This window comes from Dickeya lacustris (genome assembly GCF_029635795.1).
In the GTDB taxonomy this organism is placed as follows: Bacteria; Pseudomonadota; Gammaproteobacteria; order Enterobacterales; family Enterobacteriaceae; genus Dickeya; species Dickeya lacustris.
This window is the reverse complement of sequence record NZ_CP114280.1, coordinates 2,400,609-2,423,629: the sequence shown is the minus strand read 5'-3', so window position 1 is coordinate 2,423,629 and position 23,021 is coordinate 2,400,609. Positions and strand designations below refer to the sequence as shown.

General features: G+C 55.2%; 19 protein-coding genes. 8 read left to right on the top strand and 11 right to left on the bottom strand.

Features of this window, described 5'->3' with window-relative positions; genetic code table 11:
* Positions 1-24: 24 nt before the first annotated feature.
* Positions 25-1,728: a methyl-accepting chemotaxis protein gene (locus O1Q98_RS11025; protein WP_125261124.1), complete on the bottom strand. Its 1,704-nt coding sequence runs from the start codon at positions 1,726-1,728 to the stop codon at positions 25-27.
* A 583-nt stretch (positions 1,729-2,311) separates the two neighbouring features.
* On the opposite strand from O1Q98_RS11025, the gene O1Q98_RS11020 reads away from it, so the two are divergent.
* Positions 2,312-3,196 (top strand): cell envelope biogenesis protein TolA, encoded by an 885-nt coding sequence (locus O1Q98_RS11020; RefSeq protein WP_125261123.1) that lies wholly within the window; start codon positions 2,312-2,314, stop codon positions 3,194-3,196.
* Between the two features lie 126 nt (positions 3,197-3,322).
* On the opposite strand, the gene O1Q98_RS11015 is transcribed toward O1Q98_RS11020, so the two are convergent.
* The gene (locus O1Q98_RS11015; protein WP_125261122.1) at positions 3,323-4,948 is read right to left on the bottom strand and encodes a methyl-accepting chemotaxis protein; all 1,626 of its coding nucleotides are present in this window, start codon (positions 4,946-4,948) and stop codon (positions 3,323-3,325) included.
* 568 nt (positions 4,949-5,516) lie between these two features.
* Positions 5,517-7,199 (bottom strand): methyl-accepting chemotaxis protein, encoded by a 1,683-nt coding sequence (locus tag O1Q98_RS11010; RefSeq protein WP_125261121.1) that lies wholly within the window; start codon positions 7,197-7,199, stop codon positions 5,517-5,519.
* Positions 7,200-8,074: 875 nt separating this feature from the next.
* Between O1Q98_RS11010 and ugpB the strand changes: the two genes are divergently transcribed.
* The 6 genes from ugpB to O1Q98_RS10980 all read left to right on the top strand — a co-directional run bounded on the left by ugpB (position 8,075) and on the right by O1Q98_RS10980 (position 14,214).
* The gene (gene ugpB / locus O1Q98_RS11005) at positions 8,075-9,394 is read left to right on the top strand and encodes a sn-glycerol-3-phosphate ABC transporter substrate-binding protein UgpB (protein ID WP_125261120.1); all 1,320 of its coding nucleotides are present in this window, start codon (positions 8,075-8,077) and stop codon (positions 9,392-9,394) included.
* Positions 9,395-9,486: 92 nt separating this feature from the next.
* Positions 9,487-10,374, top strand: coding sequence for a sn-glycerol-3-phosphate ABC transporter permease UgpA (gene ugpA, locus O1Q98_RS11000; RefSeq protein ID WP_125261119.1), 888 nt, complete (start codon positions 9,487-9,489; stop codon positions 10,372-10,374).
* Between the two features lie 26 nt (positions 10,375-10,400).
* Positions 10,401-11,249: a sn-glycerol-3-phosphate ABC transporter permease UgpE gene (gene ugpE / locus O1Q98_RS10995; RefSeq protein ID WP_125261220.1), complete on the top strand. Its 849-nt coding sequence runs from the start codon at positions 10,401-10,403 to the stop codon at positions 11,247-11,249.
* Between the two features lie 6 nt (positions 11,250-11,255).
* Positions 11,256-12,332, top strand: a complete 1,077-nt coding sequence (locus O1Q98_RS10990; RefSeq protein WP_125261118.1) for a sn-glycerol-3-phosphate import ATP-binding protein UgpC — start codon at positions 11,256-11,258, stop codon at positions 12,330-12,332.
* A complete protein-coding gene (gene ugpQ, locus O1Q98_RS10985; protein WP_125261117.1) occupies positions 12,329-13,072 on the top strand; it encodes a glycerophosphodiester phosphodiesterase in 744 nt (247 codons plus the stop codon). Before O1Q98_RS10990 ends, ugpQ begins: the two co-directional genes overlap by 4 nt.
* A gap of 185 nt (positions 13,073-13,257) precedes the next feature.
* The gene (locus tag O1Q98_RS10980; protein WP_125261116.1) at positions 13,258-14,214 is read left to right on the top strand and encodes an AEC family transporter; all 957 of its coding nucleotides are present in this window, start codon (positions 13,258-13,260) and stop codon (positions 14,212-14,214) included.
* 59 nt (positions 14,215-14,273) lie between these two features.
* Here O1Q98_RS10980 and O1Q98_RS10975 read toward each other — a convergent pair whose 3' ends face one another.
* Positions 14,274-14,552, bottom strand: a complete 279-nt coding sequence (locus O1Q98_RS10975) for a DUF2756 domain-containing protein (protein ID WP_125261115.1) — start codon at positions 14,550-14,552, stop codon at positions 14,274-14,276.
* Positions 14,553-14,718: 166 nt separating this feature from the next.
* On the opposite strand from O1Q98_RS10975, the gene O1Q98_RS10970 reads away from it, so the two are divergent.
* On the top strand, positions 14,719-15,183 hold the full coding sequence (locus O1Q98_RS10970; RefSeq protein WP_125261114.1) for a tRNA (cytidine(34)-2'-O)-methyltransferase: 465 nt from the start codon (positions 14,719-14,721) through the stop codon (positions 15,181-15,183).
* 110 nt (positions 15,184-15,293) lie between these two features.
* On the opposite strand, the gene O1Q98_RS10965 is transcribed toward O1Q98_RS10970, so the two are convergent.
* The 7 genes from O1Q98_RS10965 to cpxR all read right to left on the bottom strand — a co-directional run bounded on the left by O1Q98_RS10965 (position 15,294) and on the right by cpxR (position 22,914).
* Positions 15,294-16,403, bottom strand: a complete 1,110-nt coding sequence (locus O1Q98_RS10965) for an ABC transporter substrate-binding protein (protein ID WP_125261113.1) — start codon at positions 16,401-16,403, stop codon at positions 15,294-15,296.
* A gap of 84 nt (positions 16,404-16,487) precedes the next feature.
* A complete protein-coding gene (locus O1Q98_RS10960; RefSeq protein ID WP_125261112.1) occupies positions 16,488-17,069 on the bottom strand; it encodes a TetR/AcrR family transcriptional regulator in 582 nt (193 codons plus the stop codon).
* A 422-nt stretch (positions 17,070-17,491) separates the two neighbouring features.
* Entirely contained in the window at positions 17,492-18,349 is an 858-nt protein-coding gene (locus O1Q98_RS10955) for a DUF3142 domain-containing protein (RefSeq protein ID WP_125261111.1), read from the bottom strand.
* Complete coding sequence (locus O1Q98_RS10950; protein WP_278141556.1) at positions 18,319-19,227, bottom strand: PA5441 family protein; 909 nt, start codon at positions 19,225-19,227, stop codon at positions 18,319-18,321. The genes O1Q98_RS10955 and O1Q98_RS10950 overlap by 31 nt, the downstream gene beginning before the upstream one ends.
* Positions 19,187-20,512: a PA5441 family protein gene (locus tag O1Q98_RS10945; protein WP_278141554.1), complete on the bottom strand. Its 1,326-nt coding sequence runs from the start codon at positions 20,510-20,512 to the stop codon at positions 19,187-19,189. The genes O1Q98_RS10950 and O1Q98_RS10945 overlap by 41 nt, the downstream gene beginning before the upstream one ends.
* A gap of 316 nt (positions 20,513-20,828) precedes the next feature.
* Entirely contained in the window at positions 20,829-22,199 is a 1,371-nt protein-coding gene (gene cpxA, locus O1Q98_RS10940; RefSeq protein ID WP_125261109.1) for an envelope stress sensor histidine kinase CpxA, read from the bottom strand.
* A gap of 16 nt (positions 22,200-22,215) precedes the next feature.
* Positions 22,216-22,914, bottom strand: coding sequence for an envelope stress response regulator transcription factor CpxR (gene cpxR / locus O1Q98_RS10935; RefSeq protein WP_125261108.1), 699 nt, complete (start codon positions 22,912-22,914; stop codon positions 22,216-22,218).
* Between the last annotated feature and the right edge of the window lie 107 nt (positions 22,915-23,021).

The window sequence follows — 23,021 nt, the reverse complement described above, 5'->3', positions numbered from 1 at the left end:
AAGCCAGCGGCAGGGGTGTGGCACTTAGAAGGTTTCCCAGTCAGTGTGTTTACTGGTATGTGCGGTAGCCAGCGCCATTTTTGCCGGTGCCAGTTTCGGCGTAGCCGATTTACGCGCAGCGGTAGCCGGGGCCTTACGCGGCTGGGCCTGAGCGGGCTGTGGCGTGGTGGCCTGGCCGATGTTGAATACACTCATCAACTCAACCAGTTTTGCGGCTTGGTCGTTCAGGCTATCTGCGGCACTGGCTGATTCTTCCACCAGCGCGGCATTTTGCTGTGTCACGCTGTCGAGCTGGGTAATGGCCTGATTGATTTGCGCGATACCCGATTCCTGCTCTTGCGTGGTGACGCCAATTTCGCTTATCAGATTAGCGACATGCTGCGCTTGCGTGACGATATCGCTCATGGTTTCGCCCGCCCGGGAGACCAACTGTGAGCCGCTTTCCACTTTTTCCATACTGGTGGTGATGAGCTCTTTAATTTCACGTGCTGCCGAGGCAGAGCGCTGGGCCAGTGAGCGAACCTCGCCGGCGACCACCGCGAAACCGCGACCCTGTTCGCCTGCCCGTGCCGCTTCCACCGCCGCATTGAGCGCCAGAATATTCGTCTGGAAGGCGATGCCGTCAATGACTGTAATAATGTCGCCAATTTTGCGTGAACTGGTGCTGATATCGCCCATCGTGGTGATGACGTCATTGACGACATCGCTGCCCTTGGCCGCAGTCTGGCTGGCGGTACCGGCAAGCTGGGCGGCTTCACGTACGGTATCGCCATTTTGCCGGATGGTTTGGCTGATTTGTTCCATCGAGGCGGCGGTTTCCTGCACACTGGCGGCCTGTTCTTCGGTGCGGCGGCTCAGGTCATTACTGCCGATGGCAATTTCACTGGAGCCGGTTGAAATGGAGGCGCTGCTGTCATGCACCTGCTGCACCATCTTACTCAGCCCGATACGCATATCATCCATCGCGGCCAGTAAGCTTGCATCGTTACCTGATTGCCGCTCGATGTGGATAGCCAGATTGCCTGCCGCAATTTGCCGGGCGATGTCAGAGGCATATGCCGGTTCACCACCGAGCAGCCCTTTAATTCTGCGGGTAATTAACCAGGCGACGGTCACGCCGAGCACTGTCGATGCGACGGTGAGTATCAGCATTAATAATCCAGAGCTCTGTGCTGATTCGCTGGCGTCATCCGCTGAACGGCGGGTCTCGCCTTTTTGATAACTCACCATCTCGTTAATGGCTTTGAAATAGGCCTCTTGAGCGGGTCTCACCTCGTTCATGATGGTATTTTTGGCGTCATCCAGTTTGTTGTCCTGGCTTAAGGCAATCGCTTTTTGCGTAGCGGCAAGGCTTGCCGGACGTACCTGATTTATTGCCGCAAACAGGGCTTTTTCTTTACCGGAACTGGCTAATTCATCCAGACGCTTAAGAATTTCGCTGTTGCGTGCGATGACTTTGGTAATCAGTTGTTTTTCTTGCGCAACGTTATCCGGCGCGGTAAACAACGTCAGATTACGTACTGAAATCGCGATAGTATTTAAATTATCTTTCAGCTCTTGTACCAGCAACAGCCCCTCTAATTGGTCACTGGCTAACGTATTTATATTTTGGCTTTGCTGGCGTAATTGTAGTTGACCGTAGGTAGAGACAAAGAAGCTGATAACTAACACCAGAGCGAACCCTGTGCCGAGCATGGTGGCGAGCTTCATGTTTTTGAGAACACTCATGTTTTATCCCCTAAAGGCTATTTTTTGCGATACGCCAGTCATGATTAAGGCATAAAGCGCAGTGTGTAAAATCGAGTGGCAACGGCCATTCAAGAATTGCTGCTGAATAAATCTGTCAGGCTGTCAATGGCTGCAGGGTTTAATGTAGACAATGAGTCTTTGTTATATCTTAAGACGAGAAAATTTATTTCATCAGATTATTTTTTTAGTGATTCATGAATGGGAAATATGTTTTTAACCGGGTTTGTTGATAATTCAAATAACAATTTTCAGCGTGATTATCTGTTGAGTGACAAAATAAATTCCCGCATTTTTAAAAAGAAGGTTTTATTTTTTTATAAGTTGAAGCGGTGTTTTTCAATTGGCCTTATGCTGGCGCGGGGGGCTGCCATTAGCCATTCGGCGGGCTCAAAAACCGAATCTCAACCAGCGGGCCTAAAGCTGGCGAATTTTTTGCCGTTATATTTCAACATGTGTCAGCAAGTATTTTGCCTGATGTGTGTTAGCACGCTTCACGCACATTAGTACGCTTCACGCACAATAGTTGCTGACGGTAAATAACCGTTACTGCACAGGACATTGCATGACGTCTCCCATTTCTACCTCCCGCTATTCGACCATGACGGCGCTGACGCAGAGCGCCAAAACCGAGAACGACGCGCGCCTGGCACAAACGCATACCGACACTAACAGCGCCGGGACGTCGCCGTCGCTCAATTCCGTGATGGTGCAATTTAGCGATGAGGTGCGTAAACGCTTTGATGCCGCGATGCGGGAAAATATGAGTCAGCTCGGCGATGTGAAAAAGGATGTGGCGCGTTCGCGCGTGGAACAAATCAAACAGCGTATTCAGATGTTAAAGATGATGCTGATGTCTCTGGCGGGTCAGGCTATTCCTCCGGGGCTATTGAGCGAGTTGCGCCAGTTGGCCAGAGAGCTTGGGCAGGCTGCGCAGGCACTGAATCAGGGCGGTGGTGGTGCCGCAGTGGGAAATTCGTCAGGCGAGGCGCCAGCCAGTGATGCGGCGCAATCCGGCGCGGGCGCGGCGTCGGCTGCCGCTGAAAGTGCCTCTGCCGGGTCTGAGGCGGTGAGTGCCGGCGAGGGGGCCAGTACCACTGGCGAAGCCGCAAAAGGGGACTCTTCGCAGGCGCTGGCACAAGCAGCGCAGGCATTGCAGAACCAGGTTGCGGCGTTTATGGCGCACGGGAACGGCTCATCGGAGCGGCAGGCGGATGCCAAAGCGGTGCAAGAGGCTGTGCGTGAGCTGAAATCGCTGCTCGCAATGGTGAAGCATGCGAGCAAGCAGAGCGACAAAGAGACGCAAAAGAAAATTCAGGAGATTGATAACGCCGTTGCTGATACCGAGAAGACCGTCCAGTCGATGAATGTGGGCGGCGGCAGTAGCGACATCAGCGTTGAGATAACGACAGGCACTGTCGGTAATGTCTCGGTAGATGTGCAGGTTTGACGGCAAACCGCGTGATGTAGCGCCCGCCAGCGCCGTAATAGCGGTAATAGCAGTGATAGCAGTAATAGACGGGAGAGCGGCTCCGTTGCGCTCCCCCGTCGTCGCCATAACACACGGCTTTCGGGCTTAGTGCGATGACAAGGCCAGCCGTAATGCGGCAGGCTCATGCGATGACGGCTGCCGCTGAGTGGTATGGCTGGCGAGTACGAACATATTCATTAACTGCAACAGGTGGCAGGCCTGTGCGTTCAGGCTATCGGCGGCATTCGCCGACTGTTCCACCAACGCCGCATTTTGCTGGGTAACATGGTCGAGTTGATTAATGGCCTGATGAATCTGGCCGATACCTGATTCCTGCTCGGTTGTTGTCACGCCAATTTCCCGAATCAAGTCAGCGACATGGCGCGCCTGGCTCACAATATCAGTCATGGTATTACCGGCGTCACCGACCAACTGCGCACCGCTTTCTACTTTTTCCATACTTTCCGTAATCAGCGCTTTAATCTCGCGCGCCGCAGAAGCGGAACGCTGCGCCAGCGAGCGTACTTCCCCGGCGACGACAGCGAAGCCACGCCCCTGCTCACCGGCACGCGCGGCTTCTACGGCGGCGTTTAGCGCCAGAATATTGGTTTGAAAGGCAATACCGTCAATAACGCTGATAATATCGCCAATTTTACGCGAGCTGGTGGTGATGTCTGCCATGGTTCGAATCACATCGCTCACCACTTCGTTGCCTTTGGCGGCGGTGGTGCTGGCGGTGGTGGCGAGTTGCGCGGCTTCGCGCACGGTGTCACCATTTTGGCGGATGGTTTGGCTTATTTGCTCCATCGACGCCGCCGTTTGTTGCAGGTTGGCGGCTTGCTGTTCGGTACGGCTGCTTAAGTCGGCATTACCGCTGGCGATTTGCTGTGAACCGCTCGCAATCGATTCGCTGCTTTGGCGCACCTGACTGACGATTTGCCCTAGGCTTTCGCACATGGCCTGCATGGATGACAACAAGCTTTGGCTGTCGTGGCGCGCCCTGACCACCTCCACTGCCAGATTACCCTGTGCGACCTGTTGAGCAATGTGCGCGGCATATTGCGGCTCGCCCCCTAACTGGCGACGGATATAGCGGCTGAGATAACTGGCTGTGGCGACGCCGATAATGCTGCTTATCAGTGCCAGCGTCAGCATCAGCCAGCCTGACTGTGTCGCCTGGTGCTCGGCATGTCGGGTCATGGACAGCGTTTGCGATGACTGGTAATCAATCATTTTCTCAAGCGTGATAAATATCCCTTCCTGCGCCTTTTGCAGGTCAGCCACGATGATGTTACGCGCCTGTACCGGATGGCCTTCCATACCGGCATCGACCGCGTTTTTCATCGCGTCATTGTAAGCAGGGCGAAACTGGTCAAGTTGCTGAAGGAAGGCTTTCATGTCCGGGTCATTATTCGCCTGAGTGAGCTTTGTCATCAGAGCGGCCATACCGCTATTTACCGCTTCCAGGCTTTGGCGCTCTTGTTCGCGCTGGGCTTTATCGTTCAACAGCGCAATGTTGCGTACCCGGCGGGCCGCATCATTGACGTGGTCTTTGACTTTTTCCAGTTGTAACAGCATGACCACATGGGATGCGGATAATTGCTGCATCGAGGCGCTGAGTCGGCTTAACTGGAGCTGGCCAAACAGCGCAATCAGAAAACCAATTACTATCACCCATGCAAAACCGGCATTGAGCCGGGTGGAAAGTCGAATGTTCCTGAAAAGAGCCATAATATCCCCCTAAGCGATTGAGGCCATAATCCCGATGGCGTAATCCGTTATGCGATGCTTGGCTGTGTGAACGTCATGTGCTGATTGCAGACGTATGGCGTTAGCGACACCGGCGGCATGCCCGCCGTCAATGCCCTGTCTTTAAGGCTTGCCTGTCTGGTATGCGTGTTCACCCTGCTTATGGGATGCAGGCCGATGAGGTGCAGGCGGGCTTCGTGCGTCGAGGGCGGCACGTTCGCGTTTGCACCACGCTGCATGTTTACCTATCAGCATGTTTATCTATCAATATGTCTACATATCAATATGCCTATATATCAACATCTTGCACATATCAAGACGGTGTTAGCGTGCATACCAGACAGAAATTGGCGCAAACCCGTTAACCGGCGCAGGCGTTCATGGTCACGAGTCCGGTACATCAACGGTCTACGTTATAAATAACCAAAATAGCGAAGGTTGAGTAATAGGTATTCGCTATGTCAGCAGCGGACGGGGGCGGGAAAAACAGCGCGCCACAGCCGCCGCCGATAAACGGCGACGGTGGGCATCACGGAGGGCATGTGGTGGACTAGAACTGTTCCCAGTCGTTGTTATTGCCGGAGGCCAGCGCTAATTTGGGTGCGCTGGTCGGCTTTTGTGCAGCAGACGTTGGCCGTGAGGAGAGCGAGGAGAAATCATTACCGGCGTGCCTGATTTTGAAGATGCTCATCAGTTCTACCAGCCGTACCGCCTGATCGCTGAGGCTATCAGCGGCGCTGGCCGATTCTTCCACCAATGCGGCATTTTGCTGGGTGACTTGATCAAGCTGGTTGATGGCATCATTGATTTGCGAGATGCCAGAGCCTTGTTCATGCGTGGTCACACCGATTTCACCTATCAGGTCAGCCACCCGACGCGCCTGGCGCACCAGTTCGTTAATGGTTTCACCGGCCTCATCCACCAGCGTTGAACCGGTTTCGACTTTTTCCACGCTGGTGTTAATCAGCTCTTTAATTTCTTTGGCGGCTGAGGCAGAACGCTGTGCCAGCGAGCGCACCTCACCGGCGACGACGGCAAAACCGCGCCCCTGTTCACCGGCCCGCGCCGCTTCTACCGCCGCATTCAACGCCAGAATATTGGTCTGGAATGCAATGCCGTCAATCACGCCGATGATGTCGCTAATTTTGTGTGAACTGCTGGAAATCTCTTCCATGGTACGCACGATATTGTTGACTGCCTCACCCCCTTTTGCGGCGGTGGCGCTGGCTGACTGCGCCAGTTCAGCGGCTGTTTTGACCGTATCCCCATTTTGGCGAATGGTTTGGCTCATCTGCTCCATTGACGCAGCCGTTTGCTGCAAGCTGGCCGCCTGCTCTTCGGTGCGCTGACTCAAATCGGTGCTGCCTGCGGCAATTTCGCTCGCGCCAGTGGCGATGGATTCGCTGCTCTGGCGAACCTGGCTGACGATCTGCTCCAGTTTTTGTCGCATTGCGTTCATCGCAGCCAGCACGCTGTGCTGGTCTCCGGCTTGTAACTCAACCTGGAATGAGAGATGGCCGTCGGCAATATTTTGCGCCACCGTCGCGGCATAAGCGGGCTCACCGCCCAATTGCCCTTTGACGGTTCGGGTGATCAACCATGCGGTCAGCGCGCCCAGCACGCCAGCCACCAATGCCAACGCCAGCATCACGCTGCCGTCTGCGCGCGCATCTTGCATGGAGCTGCTGACCACGTTCATGGTGACTTTTTTCTGGAAGTCGAGCATGTTATCAAGCGCTTTGAACACGCCATCCTGCGCGGTCTGCATGTCGTTGAGGATTAACTCGCGCGCCTGACTGCGCTGATTCTGATCGGCCGACATGCCGAGCGCGACGGCTTTGTTGAAGGCTTGCAGATAAGCCGGGCGCGCCAGTGTCAGTTGATTAAGCTGATCGCGCGTTTCCGGGGTATCCAACCGTTCGGAAAGCTGTTTGAGCACTTCGGTATTACGCGCAATTTGCCGGTCTATCTGCTGTTTTTCGCTGGTGATGCGCCCGACATCGTTACTGAGTGCGATATTGCGAACCAGACGGGAGTTGGTATCAAAGCCGGTTTTGGCTTCTTGAATCAATATCATGTTCGTCAGGGTGGTTTGCGAGAGGTGGTCGATGTCGTCCCCCAGATTGAGTAACTGGATTCGGCCAAATGTTGCAACCAGTAGGCCAATAACGATAACCAGAGCGAATCCGGCACTTAGCATGCTGCCCAGTTTCATTTTCTTTAGCGCGTTCATAAATGTCCTCAACGTCGTTATTCCATGCGTTTATTCGAGACCTCTTCCTGGAGGTAAAGCCGTTCTATCTGTTTATAATTTGAGTTAATTCTATTTTTTTCTGAGCGTTTATTGGGTGCAGACGATAAATCTCCTGTGATATTCCTTTTCCTTGAAAAATATATAGAGTGATAATGATTTTATGAAAACCGATAACATGATGATATAAAATATTTCGTTAAACAGAACCCAGTTCCGTTGGCTGAAACCGATGCCGAAAATAATAAACCCGTCAATTTTTTAGGGGACAGACTAAGTATTATGTGGCTATTTTTCAAATATAATGTGCTGATCATCAAATAAAAGGGCTTTTTTTATCGGTGTGGTACACCGCCAGGCAGCGGGATGAAGTGAAACGCTACAGAAAACCACAATATCCGTCAATTCCGTGCAGTAGCGCTAATTTTTACATATTCCAATAAACGTATTTATCAAGACGAAAATAGCCCGGAGATATATTTGATGGATATCTCATTTTCTCTTTGTGAATGCTTAACGTTATGTAGAAAGCTGACTTCATCAGGCAAATATAGGTGCCCGCGTTATTATTAGGAAATTTTTATTTCTTAAGGGTGATCACATTACGAAAATAGTCATGTTGTCAGCGTGATTTTTTCTTCATGCCCCGTTTGAACGCAATGAACTGGCCGAAGGCGCTGCCTGTTTTTTTCAGCGATAGCCAGAGCGAGCGCGGCGAATGCCATCGCATGCACCTGTCATCGGCTTGTCATCTCTCAGTTATTTTTCTGTCATCCGGTCATGTCATGTTACCTGCCGCACATAAAATGCGCTTTTTCGCTCAAATTCACGCGCCCAATATTCTCTCAGGAGACAGCATGTTTCAGCACGCTATCCGTAAAACCGCCGCCGTTGTCATCATGGCGTTAGCCGCCAGCGCGCAGGCGCAGGCCGTTACCGAAGTCCCGTTCTGGCACTCGATGGAGGGGGAGTTGGGTAAAACCGTTAATGCTCTGGTTGACCGTTTCAACCAGGCGCACAGCGACGTCAAAATCGTGCCGGTATATAAAGGCAATTATGAGCAGAGCCTGGCGGCCGGGATCGCGGCGTTTCGCAGCGGCAATGCGCCCGCTATTTTACAGGTGTACGAAGTGGGTACGGCAACCATGATGGCCAGCAAAGCCATCAAGCCGGTGTATCAGGTGTTTAAAGAGGCGGGAGTGCCGTTTGATGAGAGCATTTTTGTGCCGACCGTCGCCGGTTACTACTCCGATGCCAAAACCGGCCACCTGTTGTCGCAGCCGTTTAATAGCTCGACGCCGGTGATGTACTACAACAAAGACGCGTTCAAAAAAGCGGGCCTTGACCCGGAGCAGCCGCCGAAAACCTGGCAGCAGATGGCTGAGTACACCGCTAAACTGCGCGCGTCCGGCATGAAATGTGGGTACGCCAGCGGCTGGCAGGGCTGGATTCAGATTGAAAACTTCAGCGCCTGGCATGGCCTGCCTATCGCCAGTAAAAACAACGGTTTCGACGGCCTTGATGCGGTGCTGGAGTTCAATAAACCGGTTCAGATCAAGCATATTCAGATGCTGGAAGAGATGAACAAGAAGGGTGATTTCACCTATTTTGGCCGTAAAGATGAGCCGACCGAGAAGTTCTATAACGGCGACTGCGCGATGACCACCGCGTCATCCGGTTCGCTGGCGAATATTCGTCAGTACGCCAAATTCAACTACGGCGTGGCGATGATGCCGTATGACGCCGACGTGCAAGGTGCGCCGCAGAACGCCATTATCGGCGGGGCCAGCCTGTGGGTGATGAGCGGCAAAGACGCGGCGACCTACAAAGGCGTGGCAGAATTTATGCAGTTCCTGTCTACGCCGGAAATCGCCGCAGAATGGCACCAGAAGACCGGCTATCTGCCGATCACCACGGCGGCTTACGAGCTCACCAAACAGCAGGGTTTCTATGACAAGAACCCCGGTTCCGATATCGCCACCCGCCAGATGCTGAATAAAGCGCCGCTGCCGTTCACCAAAGGGCTGCGTCTGGGCAATATGCCGCAAATTCGCACCATTGTGGACGAAGAGCTGGAAAGTGTCTGGACGGGCAAGAAAACCCCGCAACAGGCGCTGGACACGGCGGTGGAACGCGGTAACGCCCTGCTGCGCCGTTTCGAGCAGGCGAATAAGTAACAAGGAATAAGTAACAAGAAATCAGTAACTGATTCCGGGCCGAAGGGATTCGGCCACCCGTCTGCGAACCCTGCTTTCTGAGAACTCAGTGCATGACTGCTTCCCGTCCTGTTTTTGGCCGTAGCCCGCTGCCTTACCTGCTGGTGCTGCCGCAATTGGCTATCACGGTGATTTTCTTTATCTGTCCTGCCGGGCAGGCGCTCTGGTATTCGGTGCAGAGCGTTGACCCGTTTGGCCTGTCCAGCCGGTTTGTCGGACTGGAGAATTTCACCAACCTGTTTCATGACAGCTACTACCTCGGCTCGTTTTACACCACGCTGCTGTTCAGCGCGCTGGTGGCGGCAGCGGGGATGATCATCTCGCTGTTTCTGGCCGCGCTGGTGGATTACACCCTGCGTTTGAGCCGCCTGTACCAGACGTTGCTGATTCTGCCCTATGCCGTCGCACCCGCAGTGGCGGCGGTATTATGGATGTTTTTGTTCAACCCCGGTCTGGGGCTGATTACTTGGCTGCTCCACCAGTGGGGTTATGACTGGAACCACGCGCAACACAGCGGTCAGGCGATGTTTCTGGTGGTGCTGGCCTCGGTCTGGAAGCAAATCAGCTATAACTTCCTGTTTTTCCTCGCCGCATTGCAGTCGATCCCCCGCTCGCTGGTTGAAGCGGCGGCCATTGACGGCGCCGGGCCGGTGCGCCGTTTCTTCAACCTGGTGCTGCCGCTGATTTCACCGGTGAGCTTCTTCCTGCTGGTGGTCAACCTGACTTACGCCTTCTTTGATACCTTCCCGGTTATCGATGCCGCTACCGGCGGCGGCCCGGTGCAGGCGACGACGACGCTCATCTACAAAATCTACCGCGAAGGGTTTGCCGGTCTCGATCTCTCCAGTTCGGCGGCGCAGTCGGTGGTGCTGATGCTGGTCGTGACCGTATTGACGGTGATTCAGTTCCGTTTTGTCGAGCGTAAGGTGAATTATCAATGAGCCAGTTTGCAATCACAGGCAGCCGCATGATTGAGAACCGTCGCGGGCTGGATGTTTTCAGCCACGCCATGCTGGTCGTCGCCATTGTGGTGGTGCTGTTCCCGCTGTATGTGGCGTTCATCGCCGCCACCCTGAGCCAGGAACAGATGTCGCAGGTGCCGATGCAACTGCTCCCCGGCGGCCACCTGTGGGAAAACATGACCTATATCTGGCGGCACGGCGTGGGCGACAACAACAGCGCGCCGTTCGGCCTGATGCTGTTTAACAGCTTTGTCATGGCGCTGACGATCACCGTCGGCAAAATCAGCGTGTCGATGCTGTCGGCTTTCGCCATTGTCTACTTCCGCTTTCCGTGCCGTCACCTGTTTTTCTGGATGATCTTTTCCACCCTGATGTTGCCGGTGGAAGTGCGTATTTTCCCGACGGTCGAAGTGATTTCCCAACTCAATATGACCAACAGTTATGTCGGGTTGACGCTGCCGGTAATGGCGTCGGCCACCGCCACGTTCCTGTTTCGCCAGTTCTTTATGACGCTGCCGGACGAACTGCTGGAAGCGGCGCGAATCGACGGCGCGAGCCCGATGCGCTTTTTCTTCGACATGGTGCTGCCGCTGTCCAAAACCAATCTGGCGGCGCTGTTTGTCATCACCTTTATCTACGGCTGGAACCAATATCTCTGGCCGCTGCTGATCGTCAATGACCCGCATTTAGGCACGGCGGTCGCCGGTATTCAGAGCATGATCGCCACCGGTGACACGGCGACGCCCTGGCATCAGGTGATGGCGGCGATGTTGATGACGTTGCTGCCGACGTTATTGGTGGTGTTGCTGATGCAGCGCTGGTTTGTGCGCGGTCTGGTTGATAGTGAGAAATAAAAGTCTATGGCATGTTTAAAACTTCAGGCCGTCACCAAATCCTACGACGGCAAAAATCAGGTGATTCGACCGATTGACCTCGACGTGGCGGACGGCGAATTTGTGGTGATGGTGGGGCCGTCCGGCTGCGGTAAATCGACCCTGTTGCGCATGGTGGCGGGCCTTGAGCAGACCACCAGCGGCGATATTTATATCGGCGATGAGCGCGTGACGGATAAAGAACCCAAAGATCGCGGTATTGCGATGGTGTTCCAGAATTACGCGCTCTATCCGCACATGAGTGTGTACGACAACATGGCCTACGGCCTGAAAATTCGCGGTTTTGGTAAAGAACAGATTCGCCAGCGGGTGGATGAAGCGGCGCGCATTCTGGAATTGCAGCCGTTGCTCCATCGCAAGCCGCGCGAGCTGTCCGGCGGCCAGCGCCAGCGCGTGGCGATGGGGCGCGCCATTGTGCGCGAACCGGCGGTGTTCCTGTTCGATGAGCCGCTGTCCAACCTTGATGCCAAACTGCGGGTGCAGATGCGCCTTGAACTGCAACAACTGCACAAACGGCTGAAAACCACCAGCCTGTATGTCACCCACGATCAGGTGGAGGCGATGACGCTGGCGCACCGCGTGATTGTGATGAATAAAGGCGTCGCAGAGCAAATTGGCGCACCGGCGGACATTTACCGCAAACCGGCCTCGCTGTTCGTCGCCAGTTTTATCGGCTCACCGGCCATGAACCTGTGGGCCGGGCAGGTGAGCGCCGACGGTAGCTTGGTCGAACTGTCGGCGGATTTTTCGCTGCCGTTGCCGGTGGCGAAACCGCAATGGCAGGGGCGTGCGGTGACGCTGGGCATGCGCCCGGAGCATATTTTGCAGTCCAGCGCCGAGGCTGGTGGCGTGCCGCTGGTGGTGGAAACGCTGGAATTGCTGGGTGCGGATAATCTGGCGCACGGCAAATGGGGCGGGCAAAATGTGGTGGTGCGCCTGTCGCACGAGCATTGCCCGGCGGTGGGGGAAACCTTGTGGCTGAATTTGCCGCCCTCATCATGGCATTTATTTGATTCGCAAAGCGGATTACGGATGGAAGCATGACCCCGAACTGGCCTTATCCTGCCATCGTCGCCCATCGCGGCGGTGGTTCTCTGGCACCGGAAAACACGCTGGCGGCGATTGATGTCGGCGCGCAGCACGGTCACAAGATGATCGAGTTCGACGCCAAGCTGTCGCAAGACGGGCAAATTTTCCTGCTGCATGACGACACGCTGGATCGCACCAGCAATGGCCGGGGTGTGGCGGGCGAGCTGCCGTGGGACAAACTGGTCGGGCTGGACGCCGGTAGCTGGTACAGCAACCAGTTTCACGGCGAGCGCCTGCCGCTGTTATCAGAAGTGGCGAAGCGCTGCGAACAGTACGCGATGGCGGCCAATATTGAGATCAAACCGACCACCGGCTGTGACGCGTTGACCGGGCGCGTGGTGGCGCTGGCTGCCCGCGAGCTGTGGCGCAACCACTCTGCCGCGCCGCTGTTGTCGTCGTTTTCGGTCGCCGCATTGGACGCGGCGCAACAGGCCGCGCCGGAATTACCGCGCGGCCTGCTGCTGGATGAATGGGACGATGACTGGCGTAACCTGACGACGCGCTTAGGCTGCGTGTCGATTCACCTTAATCACCAACTGCTCGATGAAATGCGCGTCAGGCAGTTGAAAGAGGCTGGGCTGCGCATTCTGGTGTATACCGTCAACCAGCCTGAACGGGCGCGTACCCTGTTACAGTGGGGCGTTGACTGCATCTGCACCGACCGGATAGATTTGATTGGACCGCAATTTAATTAACGTCGGCGGATGTCGCCTTTCCTGACGGCAATCACGCCGGTCGATAAACCCGGCGTGTTTCGTCAGGCGTTTCCTGTATGACCTCGGGCCATTTTCTGGCCCGCTCCCCGGTGGGGCCTGCCTCACCGTCGTGACCTGCCATCAGCCTTCGCCCGGGCGACCCGCGCCTTTTTTGAGGAAGGGCGATGCCCACGTTTATTGTTTCGCTTTGGCACCAGATTTTTCTCTCCCTGCCGCTGTTTGTGCTGATTGCACTGGGGTATGGCCTAATCCGCATTGGCCGCTGGCCCTCGACGGTAACGGATGCGCTGAGTAAATTCGTTTTTTCCGTCGCGCTGCCCGCCATGCTATTTCGCATGATGTGTGATTTCTCCAGACGACCGGCGGTGGATGCCCGGCTGCTTATCGCCTTCTTCGGCAGCTGTTTTATTGTGTTTGTGCTGGGGCGGGTGGTGGCGCGCCGGGTGTTCCGGCTCGATGGCGTTTCCGGCTCGGTGTTTTCGCTCAGTGGGATTTTCTCCAACAACGTGATGCTCGGCTTGCCGATTGCCACGCTCATGCTGGGCCCGCAGGCGATCCCCTCGGTGGCGCTGGTGCTGGTGTTCAACGGCTTGATTCTTTGGACGTTAGTCACGGTGTCGGTGGAGTGGGCGCGCAACGGCTCACTGTCGATGCAGGGGTTTGGGAAAACCGCTATCGGCGTGCTGAAAAACCCGCTGATTATCGGCATTTTGTCCGGTACGTTTTACAGCCTGACCGGTTTGCCGCTGCCGGATGTGGTGGACAAGCCAATAGGCATGTTGGGGCAAATCGCCGTTCCGCTGTCGCTTATCGCGCTGGGCATGGGGCTGGCGGAATACCGCATTCGCGACGGCTGGCAAATCAGCGTGGCTATCAGCCTCATCAAGCTGGTGGTGCAACCGCTGGTGGTGTGGGGGCTGGCGCTGGCGCTTGGCCTGCCAGAGATGGAAACCCGCGTGGTGGTGCTGTTGGGGTCGATGGCGGTGGGCGTGAATATCTACCTGATGTCGCGCCAGTTTAATGTGCTGGGCGGGCCGATTGCCGCCAGCTTGCTTATCTCAACGGCGCTGGCGGCAGTCACGACGCCGCTGCTGTTAACGCTGATGGGCGTGCGGGTGTAAAGCGCAACCTGCCGCTCATTCTGCATGAGCGGCAGGGCGGGCGAGTTGGATTGAGCGTATCAATACCGGGGAGCATTACCCGGCGCGGATTGCTGAATGCGCTGCCGGTTTTGCTCCAGCTGTTGTTGCAGCTGTTGCTGTTGCTCGCGGCTGCGCTGCTGGATTTCCTGATTGAGCTGTTGCTGCTGGAGCTGCTGGTTTTGCTGCATCTGTTGCAACAACCGCTGCTGGCTGCTGATGCCGTTTTCATACTGTTGTTGCTGAGGGGAAATCGGCTGGCTGGCGGCCGATGCCAGCATTGGCAACGCCAGCAGTAATAGCAGGGGAATGCGTCTCATGGTGCCTCCGGGCGGCGGGGTGATGTGTTGATTTTAGCGACTCGCGGCGCGGGCGTCGCGGCTTTTGCCCACAATTATTGATGCCCTCTTCAGGCCATTGCCGCTCTGCAACTTGCGCGATGATGGGTATATACTGCGCCCACCTTTTCCCGCTTTTGGCTTGATTATGTTTCACATTGCACTCTATGAGCCGCAAATCGCGCCTAATACCGGCAATATTATCCGTCTGGCAGCCAACAATGGCTGTTCGTTGCACCTGATCGAGCCGTTGGGGTTTGATTTCGAGGAAAAAAAACTGCGCCGGGCCGGGCTGGATTATCACGATCTGGCAAAGGTGCAGCGCCATGCCGACTACGCGGCGTTTCTGGCCGCTGTTCCCGGATGCCGGATTTTCGCCTGCACCACCAAAGGCAGCCGCCCTTACGACGAGCCGCGCTACCAGCCGGGCGATGTGCTGCTGTTTGGCTCAGAAACCGCCGGTCTGCCGGATGCCATCCGCAATGACTTTGCGCCGGAGTTTCGCATTCGGATCCCGATGGAGCCTGACTGCCGCAGCCTGAATTTGTCCAACTCGGTGGCGATTATCAGCTACGAGGCGTGGCGACAACATGGATTTGGTGGCCGACGCTGACCTGCCTGCATGCCATCGCGGAACAGGCTATTTCACCCGATGGCATGCCGGATGGATGACGGTTTACCTGCCGCGTTAATACCGCCATCCATCATGAAAAGCGTGTGTTTTTAATGCGCTAACGCTTCGCGTGGGTGTAAGCCTAACCATCCCGGCGAGGGCTCGCCCGTTACTTCGCCAAAATACAGCGTTATCTGTGAGCGGAAACGTTCCACGGCTTCTCTGTCCTGCATGAAGGCGGCAAAGGCATCAGGATGGGTGTTTTTGTACTCCCAGATAGGCTTATAGCCTTTGGGCGGCGTCACGTCTGTTCTGACAGACCACATGTACCAGATGTTTTGCTGCGTCTCTTTGTCCGTGAGCCAGTTGAGATAGAGTCTGGCGGCGTCAGGGTGTTTGGCCCCTTTCATGATGGCGGCCCGCTGCGCCCAGGAGACAAAGGGGTCATGCTGCGGGAGTACGAAACGCGAATGGGCTTTTTCATCCGGCACCAGGCTGCCATCGGTTGAGAACGTGGCGACAGCCTTGCCGCTCTCGACATCATCGGCAGGGGCCTGCGTGCCTCTGACTAACTGCGGGTTCTGCTCGACAAACTTCTGAACGTATTCCCAGCCATATTGGTCTACGACCTGTTTAAACCAGAAAAGCACCGCATCGTCGTCGTTTGGCCAGGTAACGACAATTTTTCCTTTCAGTGATGGATTTAAATAGTCTTTGGCTTCTCTCGGCCAGGCGTTTTCAGGCAGCGCTTGAGTGTTCACCACGTTCGAAAACGCGTCTACAAAGACACCCGTCCATGCACCGTCTTGATCCCTGAACCCGGGATAAATGTTGTCCCATCCTTTGGGTTTATAGTTCAGCAGAACGCCTTCTTTTTTCCAGCGCGGGTAATCCTGTAGCGTTTGTAACTGGACAACATCAGGCACCAGCGTGCCGCTCGCCAGTTGGTTATCAATACGTGCATCGTGAAACTTGCTGTAATCGACAATGACGTTAAGTGTCAGACCGGGAAAGCGTTTTTCAAACGCCTTTTTGATGCCATCCTGCTGACCGGCTGTGTCACCACCGGCATAGACCGTGACTTCGTGGCCTTCTTTCAATGCGCGCTGGTAAAGCTCGTCAAGGGAGCGAGTTTCAGGCGACACGGCGGCATGTGACATGCCAGCGATCAGCAGAAGCGACAGGGCGCTGATGTTCAGGTATTTCAATTTTTCTTGCATAAATAAACCTCTTCTAAGGTAAATAAACCCGTGGTAATGCCGCAGCCTGATTACGGCGTCTGAATGATTACGGTGTCTGAATGATTACGGTGTCTGAATGATTGAAAGGAAAATACGCTCGGTCATGCGTTCATCGGGCTGCTCGGTGCCTTCACTCAGCAGACTGCGCAGTAACCATGCGTCGGTGTAAGCCACGACGGCATCCGCCTGTTTCGCATTCATCTGAAAGCGTTCTTGCACAATCGCACTGTGCGTTTTGACCCACGCCATCGCGCTCGCTCTGAGCCGGGGCCGCGCAACGGCGGCAACAAAAAGCTCATACTCGCGCAGGAGCCGCGCCTGCTGCTGCATCGTCCAGCAAAGAAAGCGCGTTAACTGGACTTCTGGCCTGTGCGGTGGGCATTCGCTGAACCAGCGCAGCGTTTGTGCTTCAAAATTCGCAACCGCTTTTCTGATAACGGCATCGTGCAGATCGTCAAGCATTCTGAAGTGCCAGGTAATCGTGCCGGGTGACATATTCAGTTCAGCGGCGATCGCTCGTTGAGTACACGCGTGCAGCCCTTCTTCCCTGATGATTTCTGATGCGGCTTCCAGAATGCGCGCTTTGGTCTGTTCGCTTTTTGCGCGTGAAACTGGCTGAAGCCTGGGTTTTTGGTCATTAACCATGCTGGTAGCCCGCCAGCGTTAAACGGAGTCGCAATGTTTTTTCCTCATGCTTTCTTGAGTGGCGTGGGTGTCATGGCGTCAATAGTAACGGGACGGCTAAACAGTAAAATCCCCTTTGGCTGAAGGTGTCCTTCAGATTTCCTGAAAAAGAGTGGTGAGTGAAAATATCGTTCACTGCACAGTAAAAAGAATATTTATCTGCTTACTTGGATTGGTGTTAATTTTTTAGGGCTTTTAACTGAAAATTGTGCGTTGGAACGATGAAGGGTTGTCAATGATTTATTCCGTTATGCAAAACGGCAGGGGCGATCGCGGGCGGTGAGGCATGGATTTTTTGTGCGTGTGACACGACAGGCGGTGTGGCGATAACGGCTATCGAGGATTACGCATCGTGGGCGCACCATCAGCGTATGGGTTCATCATCATCGATAGTGAGAGACAAGCATGGGCGCGCGGCGCGCGGAGGGCGGGTTGAGCAAAAATACCACCTCGCCCCGGTAAAACGGTGAGCCCGCCAGCCGCCGCTGCCACTGCTCGTCCCACTTACCGTGTTGTACCAGGCCAAGGCGAAAAGGCACGTTCAGTTTGAGGAGCGCAGGCAGGTAGTCGGCGTAGTTTTCCACCGTACGGCGGCCCTGATAGGTTTGCACCACTAACTCATCGATAACACCGTTCAGGCGGTTAAGCTCGCGAATGTCGCCGGTTTTTGCCCAATCGAGCAGGCCGGTGACACTCAGGCGGCAGTCGGGAGGCAGTTGCTGGCGTAGGGTGTGTAAAAATGTGGCGTATTGCGCCAGATTACGGCTTTTGGCGTCAAAATCGAGCTGGATGCCGTCAACGTGATTGCCCGCCGCCACCCAGCGCTGCCAGAGCCGCAGCATGCGCCGTTGTTCTGTCTCGCTCAGGTGCAGGTCGGCAATGCGAAACGTTAACCAGAGGTGTTTGACAGCCAGGGTACTGACCGGAATGCCCTGACGTAAAAAGAGCGCTTTGCCGTGGCGTCGGGTCACTTCGCCCTGATGCAGATAGAGCGTTGTTGCCTGGTTCAGCACCGGCTGGGGCTGCACGGCGGCCCACAGCCAAAAAGCCTGATAGCGCCCCGCCTCCACATTGGCGCTTACATTGGCGCTTTTAGCCGACAGGCTTAAGCACAATAGGCCGATTAACAGCGCCGCATTGCGCCTGATGGGGGCGCACATTATCTGAGCACAGCGGGACGTCTGAGCGCAGCGTGATGTCAGGGCACCGGCTACCAGTAGTATTTGAGCTGCCTTGCCCATTGGCTACCTTTGTATTTCGTTTTTAGCTGACGAAACCAGGCCTTGCGCGTTTCAAGGCTAATGTCTTGTGTGCCGCAATCGTTGCTGCCGCTGGGGGCGAAGCAGTAGATAGCGCGATATAACGCATAGCTTTTATCGTCTGTGGCGGCTTTGGCATCGGCGATGACTTGCATATAGTTATCCAGCCGGGTAAAGCGGTTGCCCGCATAGTGAGAGCGAGCGTCGGTCAGGCCGGTGAGCATATTGCCTTCGTCCCAGTCAAACCGGACATCGGTTCCGGTACGCAGAAAAAACTCGCCCAGACAGTTGAGCGCGTGGGCATCGCGGGCGTTCTTGCTGAGTGTCGTCACGGTCTCTTGCAGGCTTGGGCAACTGTAGCCCTCTTCCGTATCACTGCCATCCCAGCCAAAGGTGTTCAGATCCTCGTTGCCCCAACTGGGGTCATCACTATTTTGCAGCGGCGTAATGGTTTTCAGCAGGGCGCTGTCTTTGAGAAAGTCGCTGTAGTTTCGATGCATGAGTTGCTTGGTCAGCAAGGTGTGCAGGGCAACAACCCGTTCTTCATGGGTTTGCTGCGCGCCGGTTTGCTGGCGCAGTAGCTGCGCATCCGCGCTGGTTTTTAGTATTGCCGAGCGAAAACGCAGATTTTTTACCGGGCTTTCTGGCGTGAAGACGCGCTCCGGCTGGTCGTTCGCGACCAGCGTTCTGGCCAGCGCCAGTTGCAGGAATTGTTGCTGGATGTAGCTGGTTTTCAGCGTTAGCAGATGCCGCCAGTGAGCTTCGGCGTCGCCCCACTGTTTTTGCTGCTCCAGCGCCAGCCCGCGTAACACCTGGGCGCTAAACAGCGTCGTGTCGTGCAGATCTTCGGCTGTGGTCATCGGCAGCGTGTATGAGCACCGCATTGTAATCATGTTGGACGTAAAAGGCGAAAGCCGCCTGCAAATAGCGGAACTCTTCCTGCATGCCCGCCTTTTCAAACAGCGGCTGCTGGCGGGCCAGCTCTTCTTGCTGCAACGGCGGCATCAGTCTTTGTATTTCAGGGCTACGCAGGCGTTTCAAATCCTGTATCAGCATCAGGAGCGGGGCATCAGCCGATGTGGTAAATGAGGTGTTTTCCAGCAACTTATTGTCCACTTCATTAATCATCAGTTGCAGTTCCTGAGCGGTTTTAGCTTGGCTTAATGCCTGCCCGGAACGCATCGCCAGCGCAGCGGTATCGCCGATTATCCATTCCGCCCGCCGATAGAGCCCTGCGGCAGAATCGACATAGTGCCCGTTCGGGTAGCTTTTCAGGTAATCAGCGATGCGCTCAATCGCCCGCTGCCCGAGGGCTTTATCGGCTTTGGCCGGGTCAAACATGCTGTATTCATCAAGCGAGTCTTTCATCGCCTGATTAATGGCCACTCGAATCAGCATATAGCGCGCGGTTTCGGCAACCCAGGCTTGCGTGGCTTTGGTCAGTGACGAGAATTCCTGCTCTGCCCTGTCGAATAAACCGTCATAGAACGCCGTGGCCGCAATCAAATAGCGGCGCAGCTCTCCGGCATGGCCGCTTTCCGGTAGCGCATTCAGATCGGCACAGGCATCACTGATACCGTATTCGTTGGATAGCATTCTCACACGCACCAGCGCCAGTTGGGTGCGGTGCGCGTCAGTCAGTTCTTTATCGGCCAGCAGTAAATCGAAGAAGGCTTCCAGCGCAGGCAAATCATTAGAAACCCAGCGACCATCCAGATCGACCGGCGTTAAATCACGCAGTTTCTCTACTTCCGGGGCAGGAAAATGCAGCAGCGTCGCTTTGTGTACCAGTGAGGTGTTTTTCTCACTGTCTTTGTCATCGTTAGAGCGGCTCAGGCTATCGCTAATGGTGGTGATATCGCTGGGGTTAACGCTGTCGGTGTCTGCCACGCCCATCAGTTGGCTGCTGGTAAAAGGGTCGATGCGGGTGCGGGTTTGATCGGGCATGGGCTGAGACAACAGAATGCGATTACGGTAACTTTGCAGCAGAGCCAGATTGGTGCGGGTGTCGTTTTCAGGAAAAAGGTAAGGAACCGCCATGCTGCAATTCGCGTAGAAACTGTCGCACTCCATATCGCCCGACGCAAAGGCAGGCATTTGTCCCAGGAGCGTGATAAGTCCGGCCAGCAAGGCTAATCCTTTCATGTCTTTTTCCTGTTCAACATACTGAATAATATCAAGCGTATTTCTTCTCTGAAGGGATGCTCGCCTTAATGTGGTGGCGCATATCCGCCTGGATTCAGAGGCCGTTTGTTATGGCAGCGACGATATGTTTTTACTGGAATGTTTTTTTACGGGGATGCCGATACACCCGGCACACTCTACCCGAGCGGGAGAAAAACTCAATCGGAAGGCGTGACGGATGTGATGTCGGGCGGTTGATGCCCCGCCGTTGTTGTTTCGGGCGGGGCACTCGTCGTGTGTTGTGGCTCTCGGTCTGTATCGTTCGTAGGGCGGTGCGTTAGCGCTGGTACAGCGGTAGCCATACGGTAAGTTGCAAACCACCAAGCGGGCTATCATCCGCTTTGATCCAGCCGCGATGCTGGGAAATCGCGGTTTCAACAATCGCCAGTCCAAGACCTGTGCCGCCGGATTCACGGTCGCGCGCCTCATCGGTGCGGTAGAAGGGGCGGAATATTTGCTCGCGGTCTTCGGCACTGACGCCCGGCCCATCATCCCCCACCACAATGGTCACGCCTTGACTATCAACGGCGAACGAAACGGCAATGTGGTTGTATGAGTAACGCAGCGCGTTACGCACAATATTTTCCAGCGCGCTGTCAAGTGCCATGGGGTTGCCAAACAGCGGCCATGGGCCGGGCGGCGAAAGCACCTCCAGCGTTTTACCCATCTGTTCGGCTTCAAAGCGGGCATCATCCAGCACATCGTTCCAGAGCGAATCCGCTTGTAACTCTTCGCGCGATAAATCGTGCTTATGCTGGTTACGCGACAGCTCAAGCAAATCGTTAATCATGCCATCAAGACGCAATGTTTCAGTTTCGATGCGATTGAGCTCGTTACCTTCTCCCTGACGGCGGCGCAGCAGCGCCGTAGCCAATTGCAACCGGGTTAACGGGGTGCGTAGTTCATGGGAGATATCGGATAGCAGGCGTTGTTGCGCCGTCACCATGCGCTCAAGCGCGCTGACCATCTGGTTAAAGCTGGCACCGGTGGCCCGAAATTCCTGCGGGCCGGATTCCAGTTCCGGGTGTTGTTGCAAGTTACCGCGAGAGACCTCATCGGCAGCAATTTTGAGCTTGCGTGCAGGCTTTGCCAGACTCCACGCCAGCCACAACAGCAGGGGGGAACTGGTGAGCATGGTGACAATTAGCAGCAGCAAGGGCCGGTCAAATAACAGGTTGATGAAGTCAGATTGTGAGTTGCTGGCGGGGCGCAGCATATACATCAGGTAGCTGTCTTCACCATCGCGCACCGCAAATGGCCCCAGCAGTTCCAGACGGCCATACTTTTTCTTTTGAGGGAAATCCGCGCTGTCGGACTGACCGATGAAGTTGCGCACCATCTGCATTTCGTTGCGTTGTGCACCGATAACACGCCCTTCACTCGTCACCAACAGCAGGCGCTGGCCGGGCGGGGCCCATTTCTCGATAATGCGAAATAGCCGCCGCCACCACATCAGGTCGTTCGCCGGATCGCTCGCTAATTCGGCTTCGATATGCTGCTCAAGCATTAACCCTTGCCGCTGTTCGCTTTCCAGCAACGGCGTCAGTTGCCGTGAGTCGAGCTTCGGCAACATCAGTACCAGCATCAGTACCAGGGCTAATGTCAGCCAGAAAATAGCGAAAATCCGGGCGGTTAGGCTATTAATCATGCCAGCAAGACCTGCATCATGCGGTAGACACCATCAGATAGCCTCTGCCGCGCAAGGTTTTGAACCACGGCAGGCCGTCTTGACGCTCCGGCAATTTGCGCCGCAGGTTGGAGATGTGCATGTCAATGGCACGGTCAAATGGCGTTAAACGTTTACCCAGCACTTCCTGGCTCAGGTGATCGCGGGAAACCACTTGCCCTAAACGCTGTGCCAGCAAATACAGCAGAGTGAACTCGGTGCCGGTTAAATCGAGTACCACATCATCAAAACTGGCCTCTTGCCGACCGGGGTTCAGCCTGAGCGCATCGACCTCGATAATCGGCGCGCTGGCTTCGCCAGACTGCTGTTGATCGGTCCAGTTTGAACGGCGCAGGATGGCGCGGATACGGGCGACCAGTTCCCGGTCGTTAAAGGGTTTTGGCAGATAATCATCCGCACCCAGTTCCAGACCGAGTACGCGATCCAGTTCGCTGCCGCGAGCGGTAAGCATAATCACCGGCGTCTGGTAACGCTGGCGCACTTCTTTTAGCGTATCGATGCCATTTTTCTTCGGCATCATGACATCCAGCAATAACAAATCAACCGAGTCATCCAGCACATTTAACGCCTGTTCGCCATCATGGGCGACAACGACATTAAAGCCTTCCATCTCGAGCAATTCCCGCAACAGGGATGTGAGCTCGCGATCGTCATCAACCAACAGGATTTTGTTCATGATTTACCTACCTCCACGGGCAAAATACGTCATAGATCGCTGCTATTCCATGACTTTACGTAGTTTTACATCCTCTGACGCATGTTTGCAGCAGGGTAATTAGACTG